Here is an 18,536-nt window from a genome sequence, read left to right as displayed (position 1 = left end):
CACACCTCCTCAGCGCTGCCGATCGGCCCGCGGATCGAACGCGTCGCGGACGCTGTCGCCGAACAGGTTGAAGGCGAGCGTCGTGACGAGCAGGGCGATCCCGGGGAAGAAGATGAACCACCAGGCGGTCGTGTAGTAGTTCTGCGACGCGCTGATCATGCCGCCCCAGTCGGCGGTGGGTGGCGGCAGGCCGAGCCCGAGGAACGAGAGGGTCGCCTGGGTGACGATCACCACCGGGATCAGCAGGGTGGTGTACACGATCACCGGTGCCAGCACGTTCGGCAGCACGTCGACGAACATGATCCGGGTGTCGCCGGCGCCGAGCGAGCGCGCGGCCTCGACGAACTCCCGCTCCCGCAGTGACAGCACCTGGCCGCGCACGATCCGGGCCACCGACGCCCAACTGAAGAAGCCGATCACGAACACCGTCACGGTCAGGCTCGGCCCGGTCACCGAGACCAGAGCGATCGCCACCAGCAGGAACGGCACCGACAGCACGACGTCGATCAGCCGGGCCAGGACGGTGTCCACGATGCCGCCGAGGAACCCGGCGGCCAGCCCCAGAGCGATGCCGATGGCAACGGTGATGGCGGTGGCGATCACCCCGACCAGCAGCGAGATCCTGGCCCCGTAGGCGATCCGGACCAGGACGTCCCGGCCGAGGTCGTCGGTGCCGAGCCAGAACGTCCCGTTCGGTCCGCGCGGCAGCCCGTCCGGCGTCAGCCCGATGTCGCGGTACTGCTCGTTCGGCGGATGGCCGGTGACCGCGGCGAACACCGGCGCGAAGATCGCCATCGCCACGATCAGCACGATCACCGCGAGCGAGATCATCGCCACCTTGTCCCGGCGCAGCCGGCCGATCGCCAGCACCAGCGGGCTGCGCCCCTCGATCGCCTCGGCCGGTGCCTCGATCGCCGCCAGCGTGGCGGTCACGACGCCCTCAACTCCGGTACTGCGGCCGACAGGTCCTCGCCGACCCGCAACGGGAAGAAGCAGGCGGTCCGGTGCGCCGGGTCGTCCTGGTACGCGGGATCCAGCCCGGGCTCCGCCTCGGCGCACGAAGCTTGTGACTTCGGGCAGCGGGTGTGGAACCTGCACCCGGCCGGCGGGTTCGTGGCCGAGGGAATGTCACCGGTGAGGATGATCTGCTCGCGGCTGTCGGCGGTGTCCGGATCCGCGACGGGCAACGCGGACAGCAGCGCCCGGGTGTACGGATGCCGGGTCTGCCCGAACAACTCGTCGGTCGGGGAGACCTCGACGAGCTTGCCCAGGTACATCACCGCGATCCGGTCGCTGACGTGCCGGACCACCGAGAGGTCGTGGGAGATGAACACGTAGGTCAGGTCGAACTCCTGCTGCAGATCGGCCAGCAGGTTGATGATCTGCGCCTGGATCGACACGTCCAGCGCGGACACCGGCTCGTCGCAGATCACCAGTTTCGGTCGCAGCGCCAGCGCCCGGGCCACCCCGATCCGCTGCCGCTGGCCGCCGGAGAACTCGGCCGGGAACCGGTTGTAGTGCTCGGGATTCAGCCCGACCAGCGCCATCAGGTCCTGGACCTTCCGCTTCCGCTCGGCCCCCGCCGAGATGCCGTGGATGGCGAACGGGTCCCCGATGATCGAGCCGACCCGGCGGCGGGGATTCAGCGAGCCGTACGGGTCCTGGAAGATCATCTGGATCTCGCGGCGCAGCGGCCGCATCGCCCGGCGGGACAGCCCGGTCAGGTCCTTCCCGTCGAACCACACCGAGCCCGACGTCACGTCGTACAGGCGGGCGATGCAGCGGGCCAGCGTGGACTTGCCGCAGCCGGTCTCGCCGACCAGCCCGAGCGTCTCGCCGCGCTTCACCTCGAGCGAGACGCCGTCGACCGCGCGCACCACCTCCTTGCGCTGGGTCGGGAACTCCTTGCGGACGTCTTGCACCCGCACCAACGGCTCTTCGGTCATGACGCCACCGCCTCGCTCACGTCGTGGTCCAGCCAGCAGGCCGACTGGTGCCGAGGATCCCCCTGTACGTCGGCCAGCGGCGGGGTCTCCACCCGGCACCGGTCGAAAACGTGCGGACACCGAGCGGCGAACGGGCAGCCGGCCGGGAGGCTGATCAGGCTCGGCGGACTCCCCGCGATCGGGGTCAGCCGCTTCCCGCTCTGCGCCGGCAGCGAGGCCAGCAGGCCTTGGGTATAAGGGTGATGGTTGCGATAGAAGATGTCCCGGCGCGGCGCCCGCTCCATCACCGCACCGGCGTACATGACGATCACCTCGTCCGACATCTCCGCGACCACGCCGAGGTCGTGGGTGATCAGGATGATCGCGGTGCCGAACTCCTCCTGCAGCCGGCGCATCACGCTCAGCACCTGGGCCTGCACGGTGACGTCCAGCGCGGTGGTCGGTTCGTCGGCGATCAGCAGCGCCGGGTCGAGGGCCATCGCCATCGCGATCATCACCCGCTGCCGCATCCCGCCGGAGAACTGGTGCGGGTAGTCGTCGATCCGCTCCGAGGCCCGCGGGATGCCGACCAGGGTGAGCAGGTCGGCGGCCCGGCGGCGGGCCGCCTGCTTGGAGATGCTCCGGTCGTGCGCCTGGATCATCTCGACGATCTGCCAGCCGATCCGGTAGTGCGGGTGCAGGCTGGACAGCGGGTCCTGGAAGATCATCGCGATCTCGGCGCCGCGGAGCCGCCGCAGCGTCGCTTGGTCCGCGCTGATCAGGTCGGTGCCGTCGAAGTACGCCGTACCGGAGACCCGCGCGCCGCGGGTCAGACCGGTGATGGTCTGGGTGGCGACGCTCTTGCCCGAGCCGGACTCACCGACCACGGCGAGCGTCTGGCCGCGTTCGATGCCGAACGACAGGCCCCGGACGGCGCGGACGATACCGTCCGGGGTGTCGAACGAGACCCTCAGATCCCGAACCTCCAACAGAGCCATCGGATCAGCCCTGCTTGTCCTTGGCGAGCCAGACGTTCGCCGGATCGAAGTTCTGCAGGGACGGGACGTACACCGCGTTCTTCACCTGCTCGGCGTGGTAGTTCGCCTGCTTGTTGTTGGTGAGCGGGTAGAAGGCCGCCTGCTCCATCACCCGGGCGTCTGCCTTGGCCCACAGGTCGGCCGCCGCGTCGGTGGTCGGAGCCGCGATCGCCTGCTTGATCAGGTCGTTGGTCTGCTGGTCGTCGTAGAGGCCGAAGTTGCTGCCGATCGGCGGGAACGACGGCTTGCCGGAGAACAGCGGGTTGAAGAAGGACAGCGCGGCATTGCCGTACCAGTCGGCGCCCCAGCCGGCCAGCGACAGGTCCCAGACCCCGCGCTGGGCGACGCTCGGCACCTGCAGGTACTTCACGTAGAAGTCCGCGTTCGGCGACGGCACGCCGGTGACGGTGATGCCCGCCTTGGACAGGTCCTGCTGGATCGTCTGGAAGGTCTTGCTGCTGCCCTCGGCCGCGTTCCGGTAGAGGAACTTGAGCGTCAGGTTCGGATAGCCGGCCTCGGCGAGCAACTGCTTGGCCTTGTCCGGGTCGTACGGGTAGGGGTCGTTCGGCTTGGAGCCGACGATCACGTCCGGCAGTACGTGGGTGAGCGGCGGGTTGAGGGTCGGACCGCCGAGCACCTGCAGGACGTGGTCCCGGTTGATCGCGTAGCTGATCGCCTGGCGGACCTTCGGGTTGGCCAGCGCCTTGTTGTTGTTCGGCGACGCGGTGTTGTAGATGACGTACGGGTTGGAGCCCGCGGTGTCGCCGATGCTCAGGTTCGGGTCCTTCTTGGCGATCAGGGCCGGCAGTTGCGACGGCGGCGGCGCCACGTCCCATTCGAGGTCCGCGCTCGGCGTGCCGGTCTGCAACTGCTGCTGGACCGAGTCCTGGGTGACGGTCTGGTTCACCACGATCTTGTCCACGTAGGCCTTGCGGACCGGATCGGTGGAGGCGTCCCAGGCGGGGTTGCGGGAGTAGGTGATCGACTTCGTCGGCACCCAGGAGTCGACCTTGTACGGGCCGTCGGAGATCTGGTTCTTGCCCAGTTCGGTGCTGCCCGGGAGATACTTCTGCACCTCGACCGGGGCGGGCGAGAAGGCGGTCAGCGTCAACATGTCGACGAAGTACGTGGCCGGCTGGGTGAGCTTGAAGACCACGGTGGTGTCGTCCTTGGTCACCACCCCGGGCAACGGCGTCTTCTCGACGTAGCCGGCGATCGCCGCCGCCGTCTTCGGAACCTTGGCGAAGCCGTCGGCGAAGGTTTGGTACCCGACGATCAGGGAGGCGAAGTCGGGGATGCCGCCGAACGGCTGCACCGGATTCGCCGTCCGCTTGACGCCGCGGACCATGTCGGCCGCGGTGACCTGCCGGGCCGGGCTGGTGTTCCACTTGGCGCCGGGCCGGATCTTGATCGTGTAGGTCTTGCCGTCCGCGCTGATGCCGCCGTTGGCCGCGGTCGGGATGTCGGTGGCCAGGTCGGCGACCGGGCTGGTGTTCTTGCCACCCGGCTCGGCCGGGTAGGTGAACAACTGCCGGCTCCACAACCGCAGGTTCAGGTACCCCACGGAGTAGTAGCTGATGTTGGGATCCATGTAGTCGACATCGCCCGCGCCCAGCATGTTCAGGGTGCCGCCGGCGACCGGAGTACTCCCCTCCTTGCCGCCTGTGCCGCCGGATGTGGTTCCCTGGTCGGAATTGCAGGCTGCCAGCGTGAGGCTCAGGGCGGCGACGATGGTCGCGGCCGCGAGCCGTCTTCCGGTACTGGCCATTGGTCCTCCTCGGAGACGTGATACGGCCGAAGCTAGGACTGCCGGCCCGGACTGGGCGGCCGGTCACGCAAGCGTCAAGGCCTTGTCATCGAGCGCACGCGGGCAGATGACGAATTCATGACGGACGTCACCTGGTGATCGCCCTCTCACGAGCGACACTTGACCCTGTGGCGCACAGCTTGCTGTTGGTCGATGACGAACCGCGCATCCGGCGGGTACTGCGGCTTGCCCTGGAGGACGAGGGCTACGAGGTGTCCGAGGCGGCGAACGGCCTGGACGCGCTGAACGCGCTCCGCCGGCAACCACCGGACGTGATCCTGCTCGACCTGATGCTGCCGGATCGCGACGGGTTCACCGTCTGCCGGGAGATCCGGCGGACCAGCGACGTGCCGGTGATCATGGTGACGGCGCGGACCGACAGCCATGACGTCGTCGCCGGGCTGGAGGCGGGTGCCGACGACTACGTGACGAAGCCGCTGGTCGCCAAGGAACTGTCGGCCCGGATCCGGGCGCTCCTCCGCCGGGTGGAACCGGCCAGCACCCCGGCGACGGACCTGTTCGTCGTCGGCGACCTGGAGATCGACGTGAAGGCCTCGGAGGTGGTCCGCGACGGCGTGGTGCTGCCGCTGACCCGGACCGAGTTCAAGCTGCTGGTCGAGTTGGCCGGCGCGGAGGGCAGGGTCTGCAGCCGCGAGCACCTGTTGTCGAAGGTCTGGGGCTACGGGTACTTCGGGGACAGCCGGATCGTCGACGTCCACATCCGCCGGCTACGGCTGAAGATCGAGCGGGACCCGGCCAGCCCCAAGCACCTCGTCACCGCCCGCGGTCTGGGCTACCGACTGGTGAGCTGACCTTGCCGCGACGGATCGGCCTGCGCGATCGGGTCATGTTTGCCTACGGCCTGCTGGCGCTGTGCCTGTCCGGCGTGCTCGCCCTGGTGGTCTACGACGTGCTCTCGAACTACCTCACCGAGCAGCGGATCTCGTCGGCCGTCGTGGAGACGTCGGACAACGCCGCGACGCTGCACTACGCACTGTACGGACCGACGCCCACGTGCCCGCCCATCCGCCGCCGCACCGACACCGAGTGCGCGACCGAGGCGCCGCTGCCGGCGGACAAGGTGACGCGACTGGTGAGCTCGCTGCCCTCCACCGACTCGGCCGCCTCGATGGTCTTCTACGACGGCCAGTGGTACTCCGCGACCGGTCGTCCGGACGAGCTTCCGGCGGACATGGTGGCGGCGGTCCAGGGTGGTGAACAAGTGCACCGCCGGGTGGTCACCGCGGGCCGGCCGGTGCTGGCGGTCGGAGTACCGATGGCGCAGCCGGGTGAGGCGTTCTTCGAGTGGCATCCGCTGACCGGGCTCGACAAGACCCTGAGCATGCTGAAACTCACGCTGATTCTCGCGGCGGCCGTGACCGCCCTGCTCGGTCTGGCGATCGGCCGGCTCGCGAGCACGGTCGCCCTGCGGCCGCTGGGCGAACTGACCCAGGTCGCCGCGGCCGTCGCCCGGGGTCAGCTCAACGCCCGGCTGGAGTCGGAGGACGACCCTGATCTGGGCGGCCTGGCCCGTTCCTTCAACCAGACGGCGGCGGCGCTGGAGAAGCGGGTGGTCGCGGACGCGCGGTTCGCCGGCGACGTCAGTCACGAGTTGCGCACTCCGCTGATGACGATGATGAACTCGATGCAGTTGATCCAGAACCACCGCGGCGAACTGCCGCCGGCCGTCCGCGAGCCGGTCGAACTGCTCGGCGACGACCTGGACCGCTTTCGCCGGCTGGTGATCGACCTGCTGGAGATCTCCCGCGACGACGGCGGTGACGAGGGCACCCGGGAGACGGTGCGGATCGCGGACCTGGTCCGGGCCGCCGCCGACGCGACCGCCGGCCGGGAGATCACCGATGTCTCCCCGGACGCGGTCGACCTGACCATGGAGGCCGACAAGCGGCGGCTCGAACGGGTGATCGCGAACCTGGTCGAGAACGCCGAGGAGCACGCCGACGGCTGCAAGGGCGTCAGCGTGCGGGCCGGCGGCAAGGGCGTGATCGTGTACGTCGACGACGCGGGGCCGGGGGTTCCGGAGGCCGACCGCGAACGCATCTTCGAGCGCTTCGGCCGCGGCAACACCCAGGCCGACGGGCGGCGGGGTGGGATCGGCCTGGGCCTGGCGATCGTCGCCCGACACGTCGAGTGGCACCACGGCACCATCCGGGTCAAGGACCGCCCCGAAGGCGGCGCCCGCTTCATCATCGAGCTGCCGGCGAAAATCAGCTGACGGCTGCTCGGTCCCGCTCTACTCTCGTTCCATGGCTACTTGCCTCTGTGTCTAGCTGCGGACCCGCTTCCCCACCAGAAGTGCGTCCACTTGCTACCACGGAGAGTAACCATCATGATCACCGTTCGCGGTGTAGATATTCGCGTCGGCGCCCACCTGCTGTTGTCCGACCTGTCCTTCCACATCAGCCCCGGCGACCGCATCGGGCTCGTCGGCCGGAACGGTGCGGGCAAGACCACCTTGCTGAAGGCACTGGCGGGCGAGGACCGTCCGGCGACCGGCACGATCACCGCCCCCGGGTCGGTCGGCTACCTGCCGCAGGATCCGCGGGCTGCCGATCCAGCCGTCACCGTGACGGCCCGGATCCTGTCCGCCCGCGGCCTGGACGTCGCAGTACGGCGGCTGCGGGACGCTGAGGCGGCGATGAGCAGTGCCGTCGGTGAGGCTCAGGAGCGCGCAATGGCCGCGTACGCGCGGGCCGAGACGCAGTTCCAGGCAGGCGGCGGCTACGCGGCAGAAGCGGAGGCGGCTCGGCTGGCGGCCGGGGTCGGACTCCCGGCCCGAGCTCTCGACCAGCCGGTCGGGGAACTCTCGGGCGGCCAGCGACGCCGGGTCGAGTTGGCGCGGATCCTGTTCGCCGAGCACGACACCTTGCTGCTCGACGAGCCGACCAACCACCTCGACGCCGATTCCGTCGTCTGGCTGCGGTCGTTCCTGCTCGGCTACCCAGGCGGGCTCGTGGTGATCAGTCACGACCGGGACCTGCTCGCGGCCACGGTCAACCGGGTGTTCCACCTGGACCCGCAGCGCACCACGATCGACGTTCACAACACCGGCTGGAAGAAGTATCTGGACCAGTTGGAGACCGACGAGCGGCGGCGCGCGCGGGAACGCAGTACGGCCGAGCGGAAGGCCGCGGTGCTGCACGCACAGGCGGACAAGATGCGCGCCGGCGCCACCACGGCTGTTGCCGCACGCAACATGGCGCGCCGGGCGGACAAGCTGCTCTCCGACCTCGAGCCCGTACGCCGATCCGCCCGGGTCGCTCGCATCAGGCTGCCCGAGCCCGCGCCGTCAGGCCGTACTCCGCTCAGCGCGATCGCCCTGACCAAGGCGTACGGCGGGCTGCAGGTGCTCAAGGGCGTCGACCTGGCTATCGACCGGGGGAGCCGGGTGGTCATCCTCGGGCTGAACGGCGCCGGGAAGACCACGCTGCTTCGTCTGTTGGCAGGGCGCGAGCAGCCGGACTCGGGACGGGTGGTCGCCGGTCACGGGCTGCGGCTCGGGTACTTCGCGCAGGAGCACGACACGCTGGACCTGGCCGGTACGGTCCGGCAGAACCTGGCGTCCGTCGCGCCCGGGCTGACGGACGGCGAGGTACGGAACGTGCTGGGGTCGTTCCTGTTCAGTGGGGACGACGCGGACAAGCCTGCGTCTGTGCTGTCGGGCGGCGAGAAGACCCGGCTGGCGCTGGCCGGGCTGGTTCACTCAGGCGCGAACGTGCTGCTTCTCGACGAACCGACGAACAACCTCGACCCGGCCTCGCGGGACGAGGTGCTCGGCGCGGTCGGCGGCTACCCGGGCGCGATCGTCATGGTCACCCACGACGAGGGCGCCATCGAGGCACTCCGCCCCGACCGGGTGCTGGTGCTGCCGGACGCCACCGAGGATCTGTGGACCGACGACTACCTGGACCTGGTGTCGCTGGCCTGACCGATTCCTTTCGGACCGCCGCACGGTCTGCCTTCACGACGAAGAATGTCCACGGACGGAGGCAGACTGTGCGGGTGGCGATGTCGGAGGATTTCGCAGCGGCGACCGAGGGGTTCCGGCGGGAGTTGCTCGCGCACTGCTACCGGATGGTGGGGTCGGTGGACGACGCCGAGGATCTCGTCCAGGAGGTCTATCTGCGCGCCTGGCGGGGGTGGGGGACGTTCGAGGGCCGGGCCTCGGTGCGGACCTGGCTCTACCGGATCGCCACCAATGCCTGCCTGTCCGCGCTCCAGCATCGCGATCGACGGTACCTGCCGTCGGGCCTCGGTGCTCCCGGTGAGGATCCGCACGCTCCGCTCGAGTTCGCCGCCCCGGGCACCCGGTGGATCCAGCCGATCCCGGCCGACCCCGCCGACATCGTGGCCGAGCGCGACAACCTGCGGCTGGCGCTGATCGTCAGCCTGCAGCACCTGCCGCCGCAACAACGAGCCGTCCTGGTACTGCGTGAGGTGCTCGCCTTCTCCGCGAGCGAAGTGGCCGAGATGCTGCAGCTCAGCGTGCCGGCGGTGAAGAGCAGCCTGCAACGGGCCAGAGCGAAACTCGCCGAGCTGGAGTCGGATCGCGACAAGATCACCGAGCCCTCGGACGCGCGCGCCCAGGAACTCCTCGACGCCTACCTCGCCGCCTTCGAGAACTCGGACGCGGCCGCGCTGGAGAAGGTGCTCCGCGGTGATCTGGTGCTCGAGCTCACGCCGTCGCGGACGTGGTTCGCGGGGCTCCGGACCTGCCTGCCGTGCCTCACCGACTACGCGCTCGGGTCGCCCGGGGAATGGCGGATGTTCCCGACCCGGGCGAACGGGCAACCCGCGGCGGCGGCGTACCGGCGTACGGGGGAGGGGGTGCACGAGGCGTACGGGATCGCGGTGCTGACGCTCGCGGAGGACGGGATCGCCCGGATCACCGTTTTCGGTGACCCGGGCCTGCTTCCGGTGTTCGGCTTTCCTACCGAAGTCCCAGCTGGTCGCTGACCCAGCTGAGCCGATCACCGCCGTCCGCCGCGGATCCACGCCCGGCTGCGCGAGCAAGCTCTGGTACGCCACCTGGACGGCGCTCGGGCTGGTCGGCGACGACCTCGAGCGGGTGCGCGCAGTACGGGATCGGTTGTATCGGGTGTTCGCGGCCGGCTCGGTGGACGATCAGGTCGGACATGCGCGGGCGATCCCTGTCGCTGCGTCTATGTCGATCGGACGAAGGCGAACCGACGCCGCTACTGCTGCGAACTCTGCAACGACCGGATGGCGTCGGCCGCCTATCGCAGCCGCAAGACCAATTCCTAGCCCAGGGCCCGAACGGCGAGTGTGGTCAGGCTGTCGGCGTAGGCGCGGTCGAGAGGCATCGTCTGCAGGATCCAGCGGTGGTAGATCGGCCCGAAGAACATCTCCACCGCGACGTCGAGGTCGAGATCGGCGGAGATCTGCCCGGCTTCCTGAGCGGATTCCAGGCGGCGTTTGGTCGCGTCGAGTTGTGGTCCGAGCATGCGCTCCATCACCCTCTCGCTGAGGGCGGGATCGTTCTGCATGTCGATCATCAGCGCTCGCAGCGTGGCGGAGATCCCCGGGTCGGCGAATTCGTCGACCGTTGCCCGCAGCACCGTTCTGAGGTCGGCGGTGAAGTCGCCGGTGTCGGGCAGTTCGATCTCGGCCTGCTCCGCCAGCAAGGCGTCCAGGACGACCGCACCCTTGGACGACCACCAGCGGTAGATCGTCTGCTTGCCGACTCCGGCCCGCCCGGCAATGCCCTCGATCGTGGTTTTGGCATAGCCGATCTCCGCGACGGACGCGGTGGCGGCGGCCAGGATCGCCGTTCGGGCCCGGTCGCTGCGGCGGTTGCTGTCTGGACTCTTCACAAACGAGACGATACGGTTCGTCTCGTTGACAATCAAGGACCGAAGGGGTCGCCGCCATGACCGAACGACTGTGGTTCATCACCGGAGCGGGCCGGGGGCTCGGCCGGGCCTTCACCGAGGTCGCGCTGGAGCAGGGCGACCGGGTGGTCGCGACCGTGCGCCGCGACGGGGTACTGGACGACCTGGTCAAGAAGCACGGTGATCGGCTCCTGCCGCGCCGGCTCGACGTCGCAGTACGGGGTGAGGTGGAGCGGGTCGTCGACGAGGTCGTGGCGACGGTCGGTACTCCGGATGTCGTCGTGAACAACGCCGGCTACGGCCTGGTCGGGGCGATCGAGGAGTTGTCGGAGGAGGAGATCCGGGCGCAGTTCGACGTGAACCTGTTCGGCGCGGTCTGGGTCACTCAGGCGGTACTGCCGCACCTGCGGGCTCGCGGGTCCGGCAAGATCGTGCAGGTCTCCAGCGTGGGCGCGGTCGGGCATCTGCCGCTGTTCGGCGCCTACAACGCCACCAAGTGGGCGCTCGAAGGACTGAGCGCCGCACTCGCCGAGGAGGTCGCGCCGCTCGGCATCGGCGTCCATCTGCTGCAGTTGGGCGGTTTCGCGACCGACTGGGCCGGCGCCAGCATGCAGTTCACCACCGCCGATCCCGCCTACGACGGGACCCGTACGTCGATCCTCGGCATGTCGGGCTATCCCACCAAGGAGATGGTGGAAGCAGCCGGCGCCGAACCTTCGACCGAGGAGTCCCCGAGAGTCGCCGCGGAGGCCCTTCTCGCCCTGCTCGACGACCCGAACCCGCCGCTCCGCAAGATCATCGGCACCGGAGCCCACGACATGGTCCGGATGGCCCTCGAAGGCAGGCGGGACGACTATCTCCGCGACCCCGCCTTCGTCTGGCCAAGTTAGAGGCGTTCGTGGAGATGGACGGTGATCTCTTCGCCGGGGTCCTTGCCGATCAGGGTGCGGAGGCCGGCTTTGACGGGGAGTTTGTGGGTGCCGTCGCCGAGCGCCATGAAGGAGCTTTCGAAGGGGTGACCGTCCATCGTGCCGCGGACCTTGACCAGGCCGCGGGTGCCGAAGTACTCGGCGGAGCCCGGCATCTGTACATAGGTCCAGCCGCCCTTGGCCGGGCTCTGCAGCAGCGGTGCGGTGAACTTCTTGTCCAGCTTGGTGCTCATGGTGTCCTCCTGGTGTCCAGAGTGCCTTCACCCGGTACGTAGAAGCCACCATCGGGTCTTCGACAGGCCCGCGCTATTTTTCTGAGGTGGAAATTCGGCGCGGGGCACGGGGCGATGTGGACGCGGTACTACGGCTGCTGGACGGCGCGACCGAGTGGTTGGTGGCGCAGGGCCGGAGGGACCAGTGGGGGACCGAGCCGCACTCCACCAACCCGCGACGGGTCGAGCAGATCACCGCTTTCGCCGACGACGGTCTGTGGGTCGCGGAATCGGACGGTCGGGTGGTCGGCGCGCTGGCGGTCGGGGCGGCGATGCCCTACGTTCCACCCGCCACCGAGCCGGAGTTGTACGTCCGGTTGCTGGTGACGGACCGCGCGGCCAAGGGGAGCGGCATCGGCACCGACCTGCTGGACCACGCGCGCTCGCTGGCTCGCGGGCTCGGCGTCGGCCTGCTCCGCGTCGACTGCTTCGGCGGTGGCGACGGCGCCCTGATCCGGTACTACGAGAAGCAGGGCTTCACCCGCGCGGAGCAGTTCGCAGTACCGGCTAATGGCTCGGTATGGCCTGGTCAGATTCTGATCCAGCGGCTTTGACCTCGACCGGTCGGTGGACCTCGCCGTGCGCGTCGCTGCAGTGCGCGGCCTCCACGTCGGCCGACGCGTGGTCGACCTGGAGCGTCGAATGCGTCAGGTGATGCCTATCGGCCAGCAGGGCTTCGATCTCGCTCCGGATCTGGTGGCAGTCCAGCCCCTCGCGAACCAGGATGTGCGCTGACGCGGCAGGCTCACCCGACGTGATCTCCCAGACGTGCAGGTCGTGCACCTCGACCACCCCCGGTACTGCGCACAACTCGGCGCCGACCGAGGCCGGATCGAGCCCCGCGGGTGCTGCCTCGAGGAAGATCCGGCCCGAGTCGCGGACCAGGCCGATGCCCGCCTTCAGCATCAGGGCGGCGACGATCATCGCGGCGATCGAGTCGGCCCGGGCGAAGCCGGTGAGCAGCACGACCAGACCGGCGACGGCGGTCGCGATGAAGGCGAACAGGTCGTTCAGGATGTGCTGGTAGGCGCCCTCGACGTTCAGGCTCGACCGGTTCGCCCGGCTGATCAGCCAGGTCGCGATCAGATTCACCCCGATGCCGACGACACCGGTGATCAGCACCAGCACGCCCTCGACCTCGGGCGGGTGGATCAGCCGGCTGATCGCCTCGTAGACGAAGAACGCCGCCAGCAGCAGCAAGGTGATCCCGTTGGCCTGCGCCGACAGGATCTCGACCCGCTTCAGCCCGTAGGTGAAGCCGCCCGCCGGTGGCCGCGCGGACAGCCGGATCGCCACCAGCGCGAGGGCGATCGCGGCCGCGTCGGTGAGCATGTGCGCCGCGTCGGTGATCAGCGCCAGCGAACCGGCCGCGAACCCGACGACCACCTCGGCCGCCATGAACGCCAGGATCAACACGAGCGCGCCACTCAGCAACTTCCGGTCGGAATCAGCACTCACCGCGTGACCGTGTCCGTGCCCATGGCCAGCTGCCTGGTCGAGCGCCTGGCTGTGACCGACTGCCTGGCTGGGTTTGCGGCTGTGAGCCGCTTTCTGGCCCGGTGCGCGGCCGTTGCCGGCGGTCACTTGGTGCGCTCCGGGTGAATGGCATCGGTGTGTTCGGTGTGAGTGACGGCAAGATCGACAAGCATCCGCACATGCGCGTCATCCAGCCGGTAGTACGCCATCCGCCCGTCACGGCGCACCGAGACGACCCGATGAGCGCGAAGAAGTCGCAGCGCATGGGACGTCGCGGACTCGCTCATCCCCGTCACCGCGGCGAGATCGCAGACGCACAGTTCGCCGTCCAGCAGCGCGACCAGCAACTTCAGCCGCCGCGGATCCCCGAGCAGCCCGAACACATCGGCCGTATCGACGACATCCTGCTCCGAAGGCATCCTGGCATTGACGGCCTCCACCCGCTCAGGATCAACCAGCCGCACATTGCAGGAGTCGATCGCGGCAGGTGTTTGCACATCTGCAGAACTCTTCATACGTCAACGGTATCCGATCGGGCGCCCCTTAGCGAGTCGCCGGTGACGAGCTGTAGCTCATAACCGTCGATGACGGTCTTAATCGGCATATGTGACCAGGTCGCATATGCGTGCAGTGATCAGGCGAAGAGGTCGGCGATCTCCGGCCAGTTGGCGGTGCGGCAGTAGACCGGGACGATTTCCAGGGGGACCTCGCGGGTGGTGAGGCCGGGTGGGACTGGCTTGCCGGTCCAGATGTCGATCCAGTCGCCGTCGGGGAGGTACGTCGTCCAGGTGGTGGCGCCGGGTTCGAGCACTGGGTTGACGAGGAGGGCGTCGCCGAGGAAGTACTGGTGGGGGTGGTTCCAGATCTCGGGGTCGGTCGGGTGGTCGAAGAACAGCGGGCGCATCAGGGGGCGGTCGGTGGTGATGGTCTTGGCCGCCTGGGAGGTCAGGTAGGGGACCAGGCGTTCGCGGAGGTCGGCGTACGTGCGGAACAGGGGGATGACGCGGTCGTCGCCGGTCGTCTCGGCGACGTGCCACGGGGTGCGGTCGCGGAGGGGGAGTTGGTGGTGGTTGAACTCCGAGTGGTACTGCATGATCGGCATGAACACCGACGCGGCGGCGGCGCGGAGGTAGAGTTCGGCGTCGGGGACGGGACCGGAGAAGCCGGCCAGATCCCAACCCCAGTAGACGATTCCGCACGAGGCGGCCGTCAGGCCCGCGGTCACCGAGGAGCGGAAGGCCTCCCAGGTCGAGTCCTCGTCGCCGGCCCAGTAGATGCCGTGTGCCTGCGATCCGGTGAACCCTGATCGCGAGAAGGTGACCGGCGCTTTGCCGGCCGATCGGAGCAGGTCGCCGAACGTGCGGGCGTAGTGGACCGGGTACAGGTTGTTGCCCTCGTCACCGAGTTTGCCGTCGGCGTAGACGAGGTCGTGTCCCCAGGCGTGCTCGCCGCCGTCGGTCTTGAAGCCGTCCACGTCCAGGTCCTCGACCAGGTAGCGCCGCTTCTCGGTCCACCAGTCGCGGGTCCGCTGCACCGACAGGTCGGGCATCAGCGCCTTCGGGAACCACCAGCCACGGTTGTGGTACGCCGTACCGTCGGCCTCCAGTACTGCGTGCCCGTCCCGCACCATCGCCTCGGCGTCGGCCGCGACCTGGCCGGTGTCGAACTCCGTCTTCTGCAACGGGATCTGCCACAGGATCACCTTGATGCCGCGGGCGTGCAGTTCGTCGATCATCGCCTTCGGATCCGGCCACGCGCCGTCCGGGCGATACTCGAAGTCGCTCGCCCGGTGCGCGCTGCCGTCGGCGGTCACCTCGTACCGCGCGTCCCGCCAGATGGTGATTCCCTCTTCGTCGCTCCACGCCTCGATCACCACCGCGCCGACCGGAATCGCCAGGTCGCGGTGCGCGTCCATCCGCGCCATCACCAGTTCCTGCGTGTTCCACTCGTTGCCCGAGGCCCACAACCGGAACACCCACGCGGGGAGCTCCTCGGCCCGCCCGACCTCGTCCAGAAACTCCTTGAGTACTTCGGTCGCCGACCCCTCGTAGATGCCCAGGTCAACCACCGGCTCGTCGCCCAGAGCAACTTCCACCGTCAGCGTGCTCTCATCCGACGAGTACCAGGTACGCCGCGACGTCCGCACGTGGAATCCCCAGCCGCGGCCCGACTCGTCCACCACATGCGCGAACGGCATCGGCAGATACGTCCGACCGTGCACCCCTTGCGACTTGTACTGCTCGAACACCACCGCATCAAGCGCCCGCCCCCGCTGATCCAGCGAGTCATACCGCTCCCCGAACCCCACCAGGTGATCCCCAGCCCCCAACCCAAACGAGAACCGCGCCCGATGCACCCGCTCAGCAGAAACAAGCCACTCGACCTCGTTGACCCGCCCCTCACCACCCCGCACTTCACCACCGGTGGACACCCAGGACGCAGGCGAAACCTCAAACCATTCAGTTGTCTCCGAGCCTCCGGCGCCCTGTGCATGGAAGCGGTACTTCACTGGCTCGGTGACAGGTGGCGTCTTCAGCGACCAGGCGCCATCGGCACCGAGGGACTTGGCTTGGGCTTCGCTGAGGTGGCCTTCGCCGCCTGCGAGCGCGGCGGCGTCGGCGGCTGCGGCGCTGGTCGGCTCCATCGCGAGTTCGAGGGAGCCCCACTCACACACCACCCGGTCGACCTCGCCGGTCACCACCACCCCTAGACGAACAGATTCGCCGGTCAGCGGCAAAGCCGGGACCCGCTGGTCGGGGGAGGCGGCGTAGGGGTGTTCGATCCCGTACGGGCGGTGCGTGAGCATCAGGCGTCCTTGTCGGTGATGCCGAGTTCGTCGGCGAGGATCAGGTACATGCCGTGGGACCAGAGCAGCGGGCTGGCCACGGTTCCCCAGCGGGCGATCCACTCGTCGCGGGAGCCGGGGTGCAGCAGGTGGTGGGGGACCTGTTCGGGCAGATCGCCGTGGTCGTCGGCTTGTTCGGCGATCCACCGCAGGTGCCGAAGCGCCCCGGCGGTGTCCCCGGCCACGGCCAGGTTCCAGCCGAGCAGGGCGGAAAGCAGGATCCACTGTCCACCGCCGTAGAACACGTCCGCGGTGAACCGGTGCACGCCGCCGTCGAAGTCGAGGTCCTTCGCCACCGCCGCCCTCGTCATCGCGGCCAGGTCGTCGTCCGGGGCAACCAGACCGAACGGAACGACGCAGGCCGGCAACGACCCGTCGACGGCGGAACTCCCGAGCCACTTGACCAGGTGCCCGTCGACGATCCCCTCGGTGTTCACCAGCGAGCGGATGTCCGCGGCAACCTTCAACGCCGCCGCGGACCACGGCGCCGAGCGCAGTGCCTCACAGGTGCCGACGGCAACCAACCCGCCGTGGATCGCGCCGAGCGTGGAGACGTGCCGGTGCTCGACATGCTCCTCCCACCAGTCGTAGCAAGGCCGATCCCAGAAGGCGACCAGGTAGTCGACCGCCACGTCGATCCCCGCCCGCCACCGCTCCAGATCCAAACCGTGCCGCGCCGCGTGAGTGACGACGGACCACAGCCACATGCCGTACCCGTCGGTCTGGAAGTCCCACCACGGATCCGACCCGTCCTCACCGTCGAAGGTGAACCTGGTCGGCAGCATCGCCTCGTTCGACGGCACCTCACCCCGGGCGAGCGCCGCCCGCAGGTCGTCCACCTGCGCGCGGCGACGACGCAGTACGCCGTCCACCCAGTCGTGGAACCGCCCGGCCGAGGTGACATCGCCGTACCGGGAGATGCCTTCGGCCGTGAACGAGCCGTCCCGCAGCCACGCGTAACCCTTGTACGCCGAGAACGTCGGCGCCGCGGGATACGCGCCACCGGCATCCTGGTGCGCGGTGATGACGGCGTGGCTGTGGGCTGCCAGCGCACGCAACCGGGTGAGTTCCTGCAGATCTGGGGCGGCGGTGGAGATCATCGGGTCCTTCACTTTTTCAGCAGGCCGTTGACCTTGGTCTGGGCATCGGCAAGCGCCTTCTCGACCGGCTTGCGCCCGGCCGCGGCGGAGGTGAGTTCCTGGGTGACCAGGTCCTGCATCTCCTGCTGACGCTCGATCACCGGCGGCAGCACGGTCTCCTCGAGCGCGGTGAACACGGCCTTGCGGTTGGCCGGCTTCTTCTGGTCCAGGTACGGCGCCAGCTTCGCCTCGTCGGCCACCGGCGGGAGCTCCCACGAGGTCGCCAGCCGGGTCTTGGTGGTGTCGTCGGACGAGGCCAGGAAGGTGATCCACTTCTGCGCGGCCTCGGCGTTCTTGGACGCGGCCGAGACGACCAGGCCGTTGACGAACATCGCGGACGCCTTCTTGGTGTTGCCCGGCTCGACCACGACGTCCCACTCGAACGGCGCGTCGGCCATCGCGGAGAACATCCAGATTCCGGTGTGCCACATCGCCAGCTTGCCGGACTTGAACAGCTTCGAGTCGAAGTCCGGGGTACCGGCGCCGTCGGCCTCGGTCGGCATCGACTTGCCGACCTTGTCGATCAGGAACTTGGCCGCCTCGACACCCTGCGGCGAGTTGAAGGTCGCCTCGGTCCGGTCGGCGTTGAGGAACTCGCCGCCGTTCTGCGCGAGCACCTTGTAGAACTCGTTGTACGACACCGGCTGGTAGTCACCCCAGACCTTGGCGCCCTTGTCGGTCAGCTTCGCCGCCGCGGCCTGCTCGTCCTTCCAGGTCCACTCCGCGGTCGGCTCGGCCACCCCGGCCTTCTTGAAGAGCGCCTTGTTGTAGAACAGCACGACGTTGGAGAACGACTCCGGTACGCCGTACTGCTTGCCGTCGGAGTTGAAGGCCTCGTACAGGGACTTCTTGTAGACCGAGCCGTCCACGTCCTTCAGTTCGGCCAGCGAGCCGTTCTTGGCGTAGGTGACGAAGTTCTCGTAGTTCAGCTCGAACGCGTCGGCCGCGGTGCCGCCGGCCACCGAGGTCTGCAGCTTGGTGAAGTAGTCCGCGTACGGCACCGTCTCGACCTGGACGGTGATGTTCGGGTTGGCGGTCTGGAAGGCGTTGACGATCGCCGTCAGGTCCTTCTCGTGGCCGTCGTTGGAGGAGAAGTTCATGTAGCGGACGACGGACTTGCCCTCCGGCGCCGCTGCCTCCTTGGTTGCCGATCCCTGCCCGCAGGCGGTCAGGCCGAGCGCGGCGGTCAGGCCGATCGCCCCGAACTTGAGTAGACGCATGATGCCCTCTTTC

General features: G+C 68.8%; 18 protein-coding genes and 1 pseudogene. 7 read left to right on the top strand and 12 right to left on the bottom strand.

Annotated elements, in window-relative coordinates:
• Positions 1-9: 9 nt before the first annotated feature.
• The 4 genes from ABD255_RS07565 to ABD255_RS07550 are packed head-to-tail and all read right to left on the bottom strand — an operon-like array spanning position 10 to position 4,730.
• Positions 10-933: an ABC transporter permease gene (locus tag ABD255_RS07565; RefSeq protein ID WP_344211253.1), complete on the bottom strand. Its 924-nt coding sequence runs from the start codon at positions 931-933 to the stop codon at positions 10-12.
• Positions 930-1,946 carry an ABC transporter ATP-binding protein gene (locus ABD255_RS07560; protein WP_344211251.1) on the bottom strand — a complete coding sequence of 339 codons (1,017 nt, stop codon included), beginning with the start codon at positions 1,944-1,946 and terminating at the stop codon, positions 930-932. Before ABD255_RS07560 ends, ABD255_RS07565 begins: the two co-directional genes overlap by 4 nt.
• On the bottom strand, positions 1,943-2,923 hold the full coding sequence (locus tag ABD255_RS07555; RefSeq protein WP_344211249.1) for an ABC transporter ATP-binding protein: 981 nt from the start codon (positions 2,921-2,923) through the stop codon (positions 1,943-1,945). Before ABD255_RS07555 ends, ABD255_RS07560 begins: the two co-directional genes overlap by 4 nt.
• Positions 2,924-2,927: 4 nt before the next feature.
• Positions 2,928-4,730: an ABC transporter substrate-binding protein gene (locus tag ABD255_RS07550; RefSeq protein WP_344211247.1), complete on the bottom strand. Its 1,803-nt coding sequence runs from the start codon at positions 4,728-4,730 to the stop codon at positions 2,928-2,930.
• A gap of 167 nt (positions 4,731-4,897) precedes the next feature.
• Between ABD255_RS07550 and ABD255_RS07545 the strand changes: the two genes are divergently transcribed.
• From ABD255_RS07545 to ABD255_RS07530, 4 genes are all read left to right on the top strand, one after another.
• The gene (locus ABD255_RS07545; protein WP_344211245.1) at positions 4,898-5,581 is read left to right on the top strand and encodes a response regulator; all 684 of its coding nucleotides are present in this window, start codon (positions 4,898-4,900) and stop codon (positions 5,579-5,581) included.
• Between the two features lie 35 nt (positions 5,582-5,616).
• Positions 5,617-7,005, top strand: a complete 1,389-nt coding sequence (locus tag ABD255_RS07540) for an ATP-binding protein (protein WP_344211243.1) — start codon at positions 5,617-5,619, stop codon at positions 7,003-7,005.
• Positions 7,006-7,119: 114 nt separating this feature from the next.
• Positions 7,120-8,718 carry an ABC-F family ATP-binding cassette domain-containing protein gene (locus tag ABD255_RS07535; RefSeq protein WP_344211241.1) on the top strand — a complete coding sequence of 533 codons (1,599 nt, stop codon included), beginning with the start codon at positions 7,120-7,122 and terminating at the stop codon, positions 8,716-8,718.
• A gap of 80 nt (positions 8,719-8,798) precedes the next feature.
• Positions 8,799-9,746 carry an RNA polymerase subunit sigma-70 gene (locus ABD255_RS07530; RefSeq protein WP_344211269.1) on the top strand — a complete coding sequence of 316 codons (948 nt, stop codon included), beginning with the start codon at positions 8,799-8,801 and terminating at the stop codon, positions 9,744-9,746.
• Here ABD255_RS07530 and ABD255_RS07525 read toward each other — a convergent pair.
• Positions 9,721-9,927, bottom strand: a complete 207-nt coding sequence (locus tag ABD255_RS07525) for a hypothetical protein (protein WP_344211239.1) — start codon at positions 9,925-9,927, stop codon at positions 9,721-9,723. The two genes, ABD255_RS07530 and ABD255_RS07525, sit on opposite strands and share 26 nt — an antisense overlap.
• A 50-nt stretch (positions 9,928-9,977) precedes the next feature.
• Here ABD255_RS07525 and ABD255_RS43645 point away from each other — a divergent pair.
• Positions 9,978-10,055: pseudogene (locus tag ABD255_RS43645) on the top strand (hypothetical protein); the annotation flags it as partial.
• Here the strand turns inward: ABD255_RS43645 and ABD255_RS07520 are convergent.
• Positions 10,052-10,624, bottom strand: a complete 573-nt coding sequence (locus ABD255_RS07520) for a TetR/AcrR family transcriptional regulator (protein WP_344211237.1) — start codon at positions 10,622-10,624, stop codon at positions 10,052-10,054. The pseudogene ABD255_RS43645 and the gene ABD255_RS07520 sit on opposite strands and share 4 nt — an antisense overlap.
• A gap of 56 nt (positions 10,625-10,680) precedes the next feature.
• Here ABD255_RS07520 and ABD255_RS07515 point away from each other — a divergent pair, with 56 nt between their 5' ends.
• A complete protein-coding gene (locus ABD255_RS07515; RefSeq protein WP_344211235.1) occupies positions 10,681-11,532 on the top strand; it encodes an SDR family NAD(P)-dependent oxidoreductase in 852 nt (283 codons plus the stop codon).
• Here ABD255_RS07515 and ABD255_RS07510 read toward each other — a convergent pair.
• Entirely contained in the window at positions 11,529-11,804 is a 276-nt protein-coding gene (locus ABD255_RS07510) for a DUF1905 domain-containing protein (RefSeq protein WP_344211233.1), read from the bottom strand. The genes ABD255_RS07515 and ABD255_RS07510 overlap by 4 nt on opposite strands.
• An 86-nt stretch (positions 11,805-11,890) precedes the next feature.
• Here ABD255_RS07510 and ABD255_RS07505 point away from each other — a divergent pair, with 86 nt between their 5' ends.
• Positions 11,891-12,397, top strand: a complete 507-nt coding sequence (locus ABD255_RS07505) for a GNAT family N-acetyltransferase (RefSeq protein WP_344211231.1) — start codon at positions 11,891-11,893, stop codon at positions 12,395-12,397.
• Here the strand turns inward: ABD255_RS07505 and ABD255_RS07500 are convergent.
• The 5 genes from ABD255_RS07500 to ABD255_RS07480 form a co-directional block, all read right to left on the bottom strand.
• A complete protein-coding gene (locus tag ABD255_RS07500; protein ID WP_344211229.1) occupies positions 12,351-13,301 on the bottom strand; it encodes a cation diffusion facilitator family transporter in 951 nt (316 codons plus the stop codon). The two genes, ABD255_RS07505 and ABD255_RS07500, sit on opposite strands and share 47 nt — an antisense overlap.
• A gap of 122 nt (positions 13,302-13,423) precedes the next feature.
• The gene (locus ABD255_RS07495; RefSeq protein ID WP_344211227.1) at positions 13,424-13,834 is read right to left on the bottom strand and encodes an ArsR/SmtB family transcription factor; all 411 of its coding nucleotides are present in this window, start codon (positions 13,832-13,834) and stop codon (positions 13,424-13,426) included.
• Positions 13,835-13,953: 119 nt separating this feature from the next.
• The gene (locus ABD255_RS07490; RefSeq protein WP_344211225.1) at positions 13,954-16,125 is read right to left on the bottom strand and encodes a glycoside hydrolase family 31 protein; all 2,172 of its coding nucleotides are present in this window, start codon (positions 16,123-16,125) and stop codon (positions 13,954-13,956) included.
• Positions 16,125-17,276 (bottom strand): glycoside hydrolase family 15 protein, encoded by a 1,152-nt coding sequence (locus ABD255_RS07485; RefSeq protein ID WP_344211223.1) that lies wholly within the window; start codon positions 17,274-17,276, stop codon positions 16,125-16,127. The genes ABD255_RS07490 and ABD255_RS07485 overlap by 1 nt, the downstream gene beginning before the upstream one ends.
• On the bottom strand, positions 17,273-18,523 hold the full coding sequence (locus tag ABD255_RS07480; RefSeq protein ID WP_344211221.1) for an ABC transporter substrate-binding protein: 1,251 nt from the start codon (positions 18,521-18,523) through the stop codon (positions 17,273-17,275). The genes ABD255_RS07485 and ABD255_RS07480 overlap by 4 nt, the downstream gene beginning before the upstream one ends.
• Between the last annotated feature and the right edge of the window lie 13 nt (positions 18,524-18,536).

The sequence above is a fragment of the Kribbella sancticallisti genome (assembly GCF_039530625.1).
GTDB classification, from domain to species: Bacteria; Actinomycetota; Actinomycetes; order Propionibacteriales; family Kribbellaceae; genus Kribbella; species Kribbella sancticallisti.
Note: the sequence above shows the minus strand (reverse complement) of the source record. Positions and strands in the feature narration are given on the sequence as shown.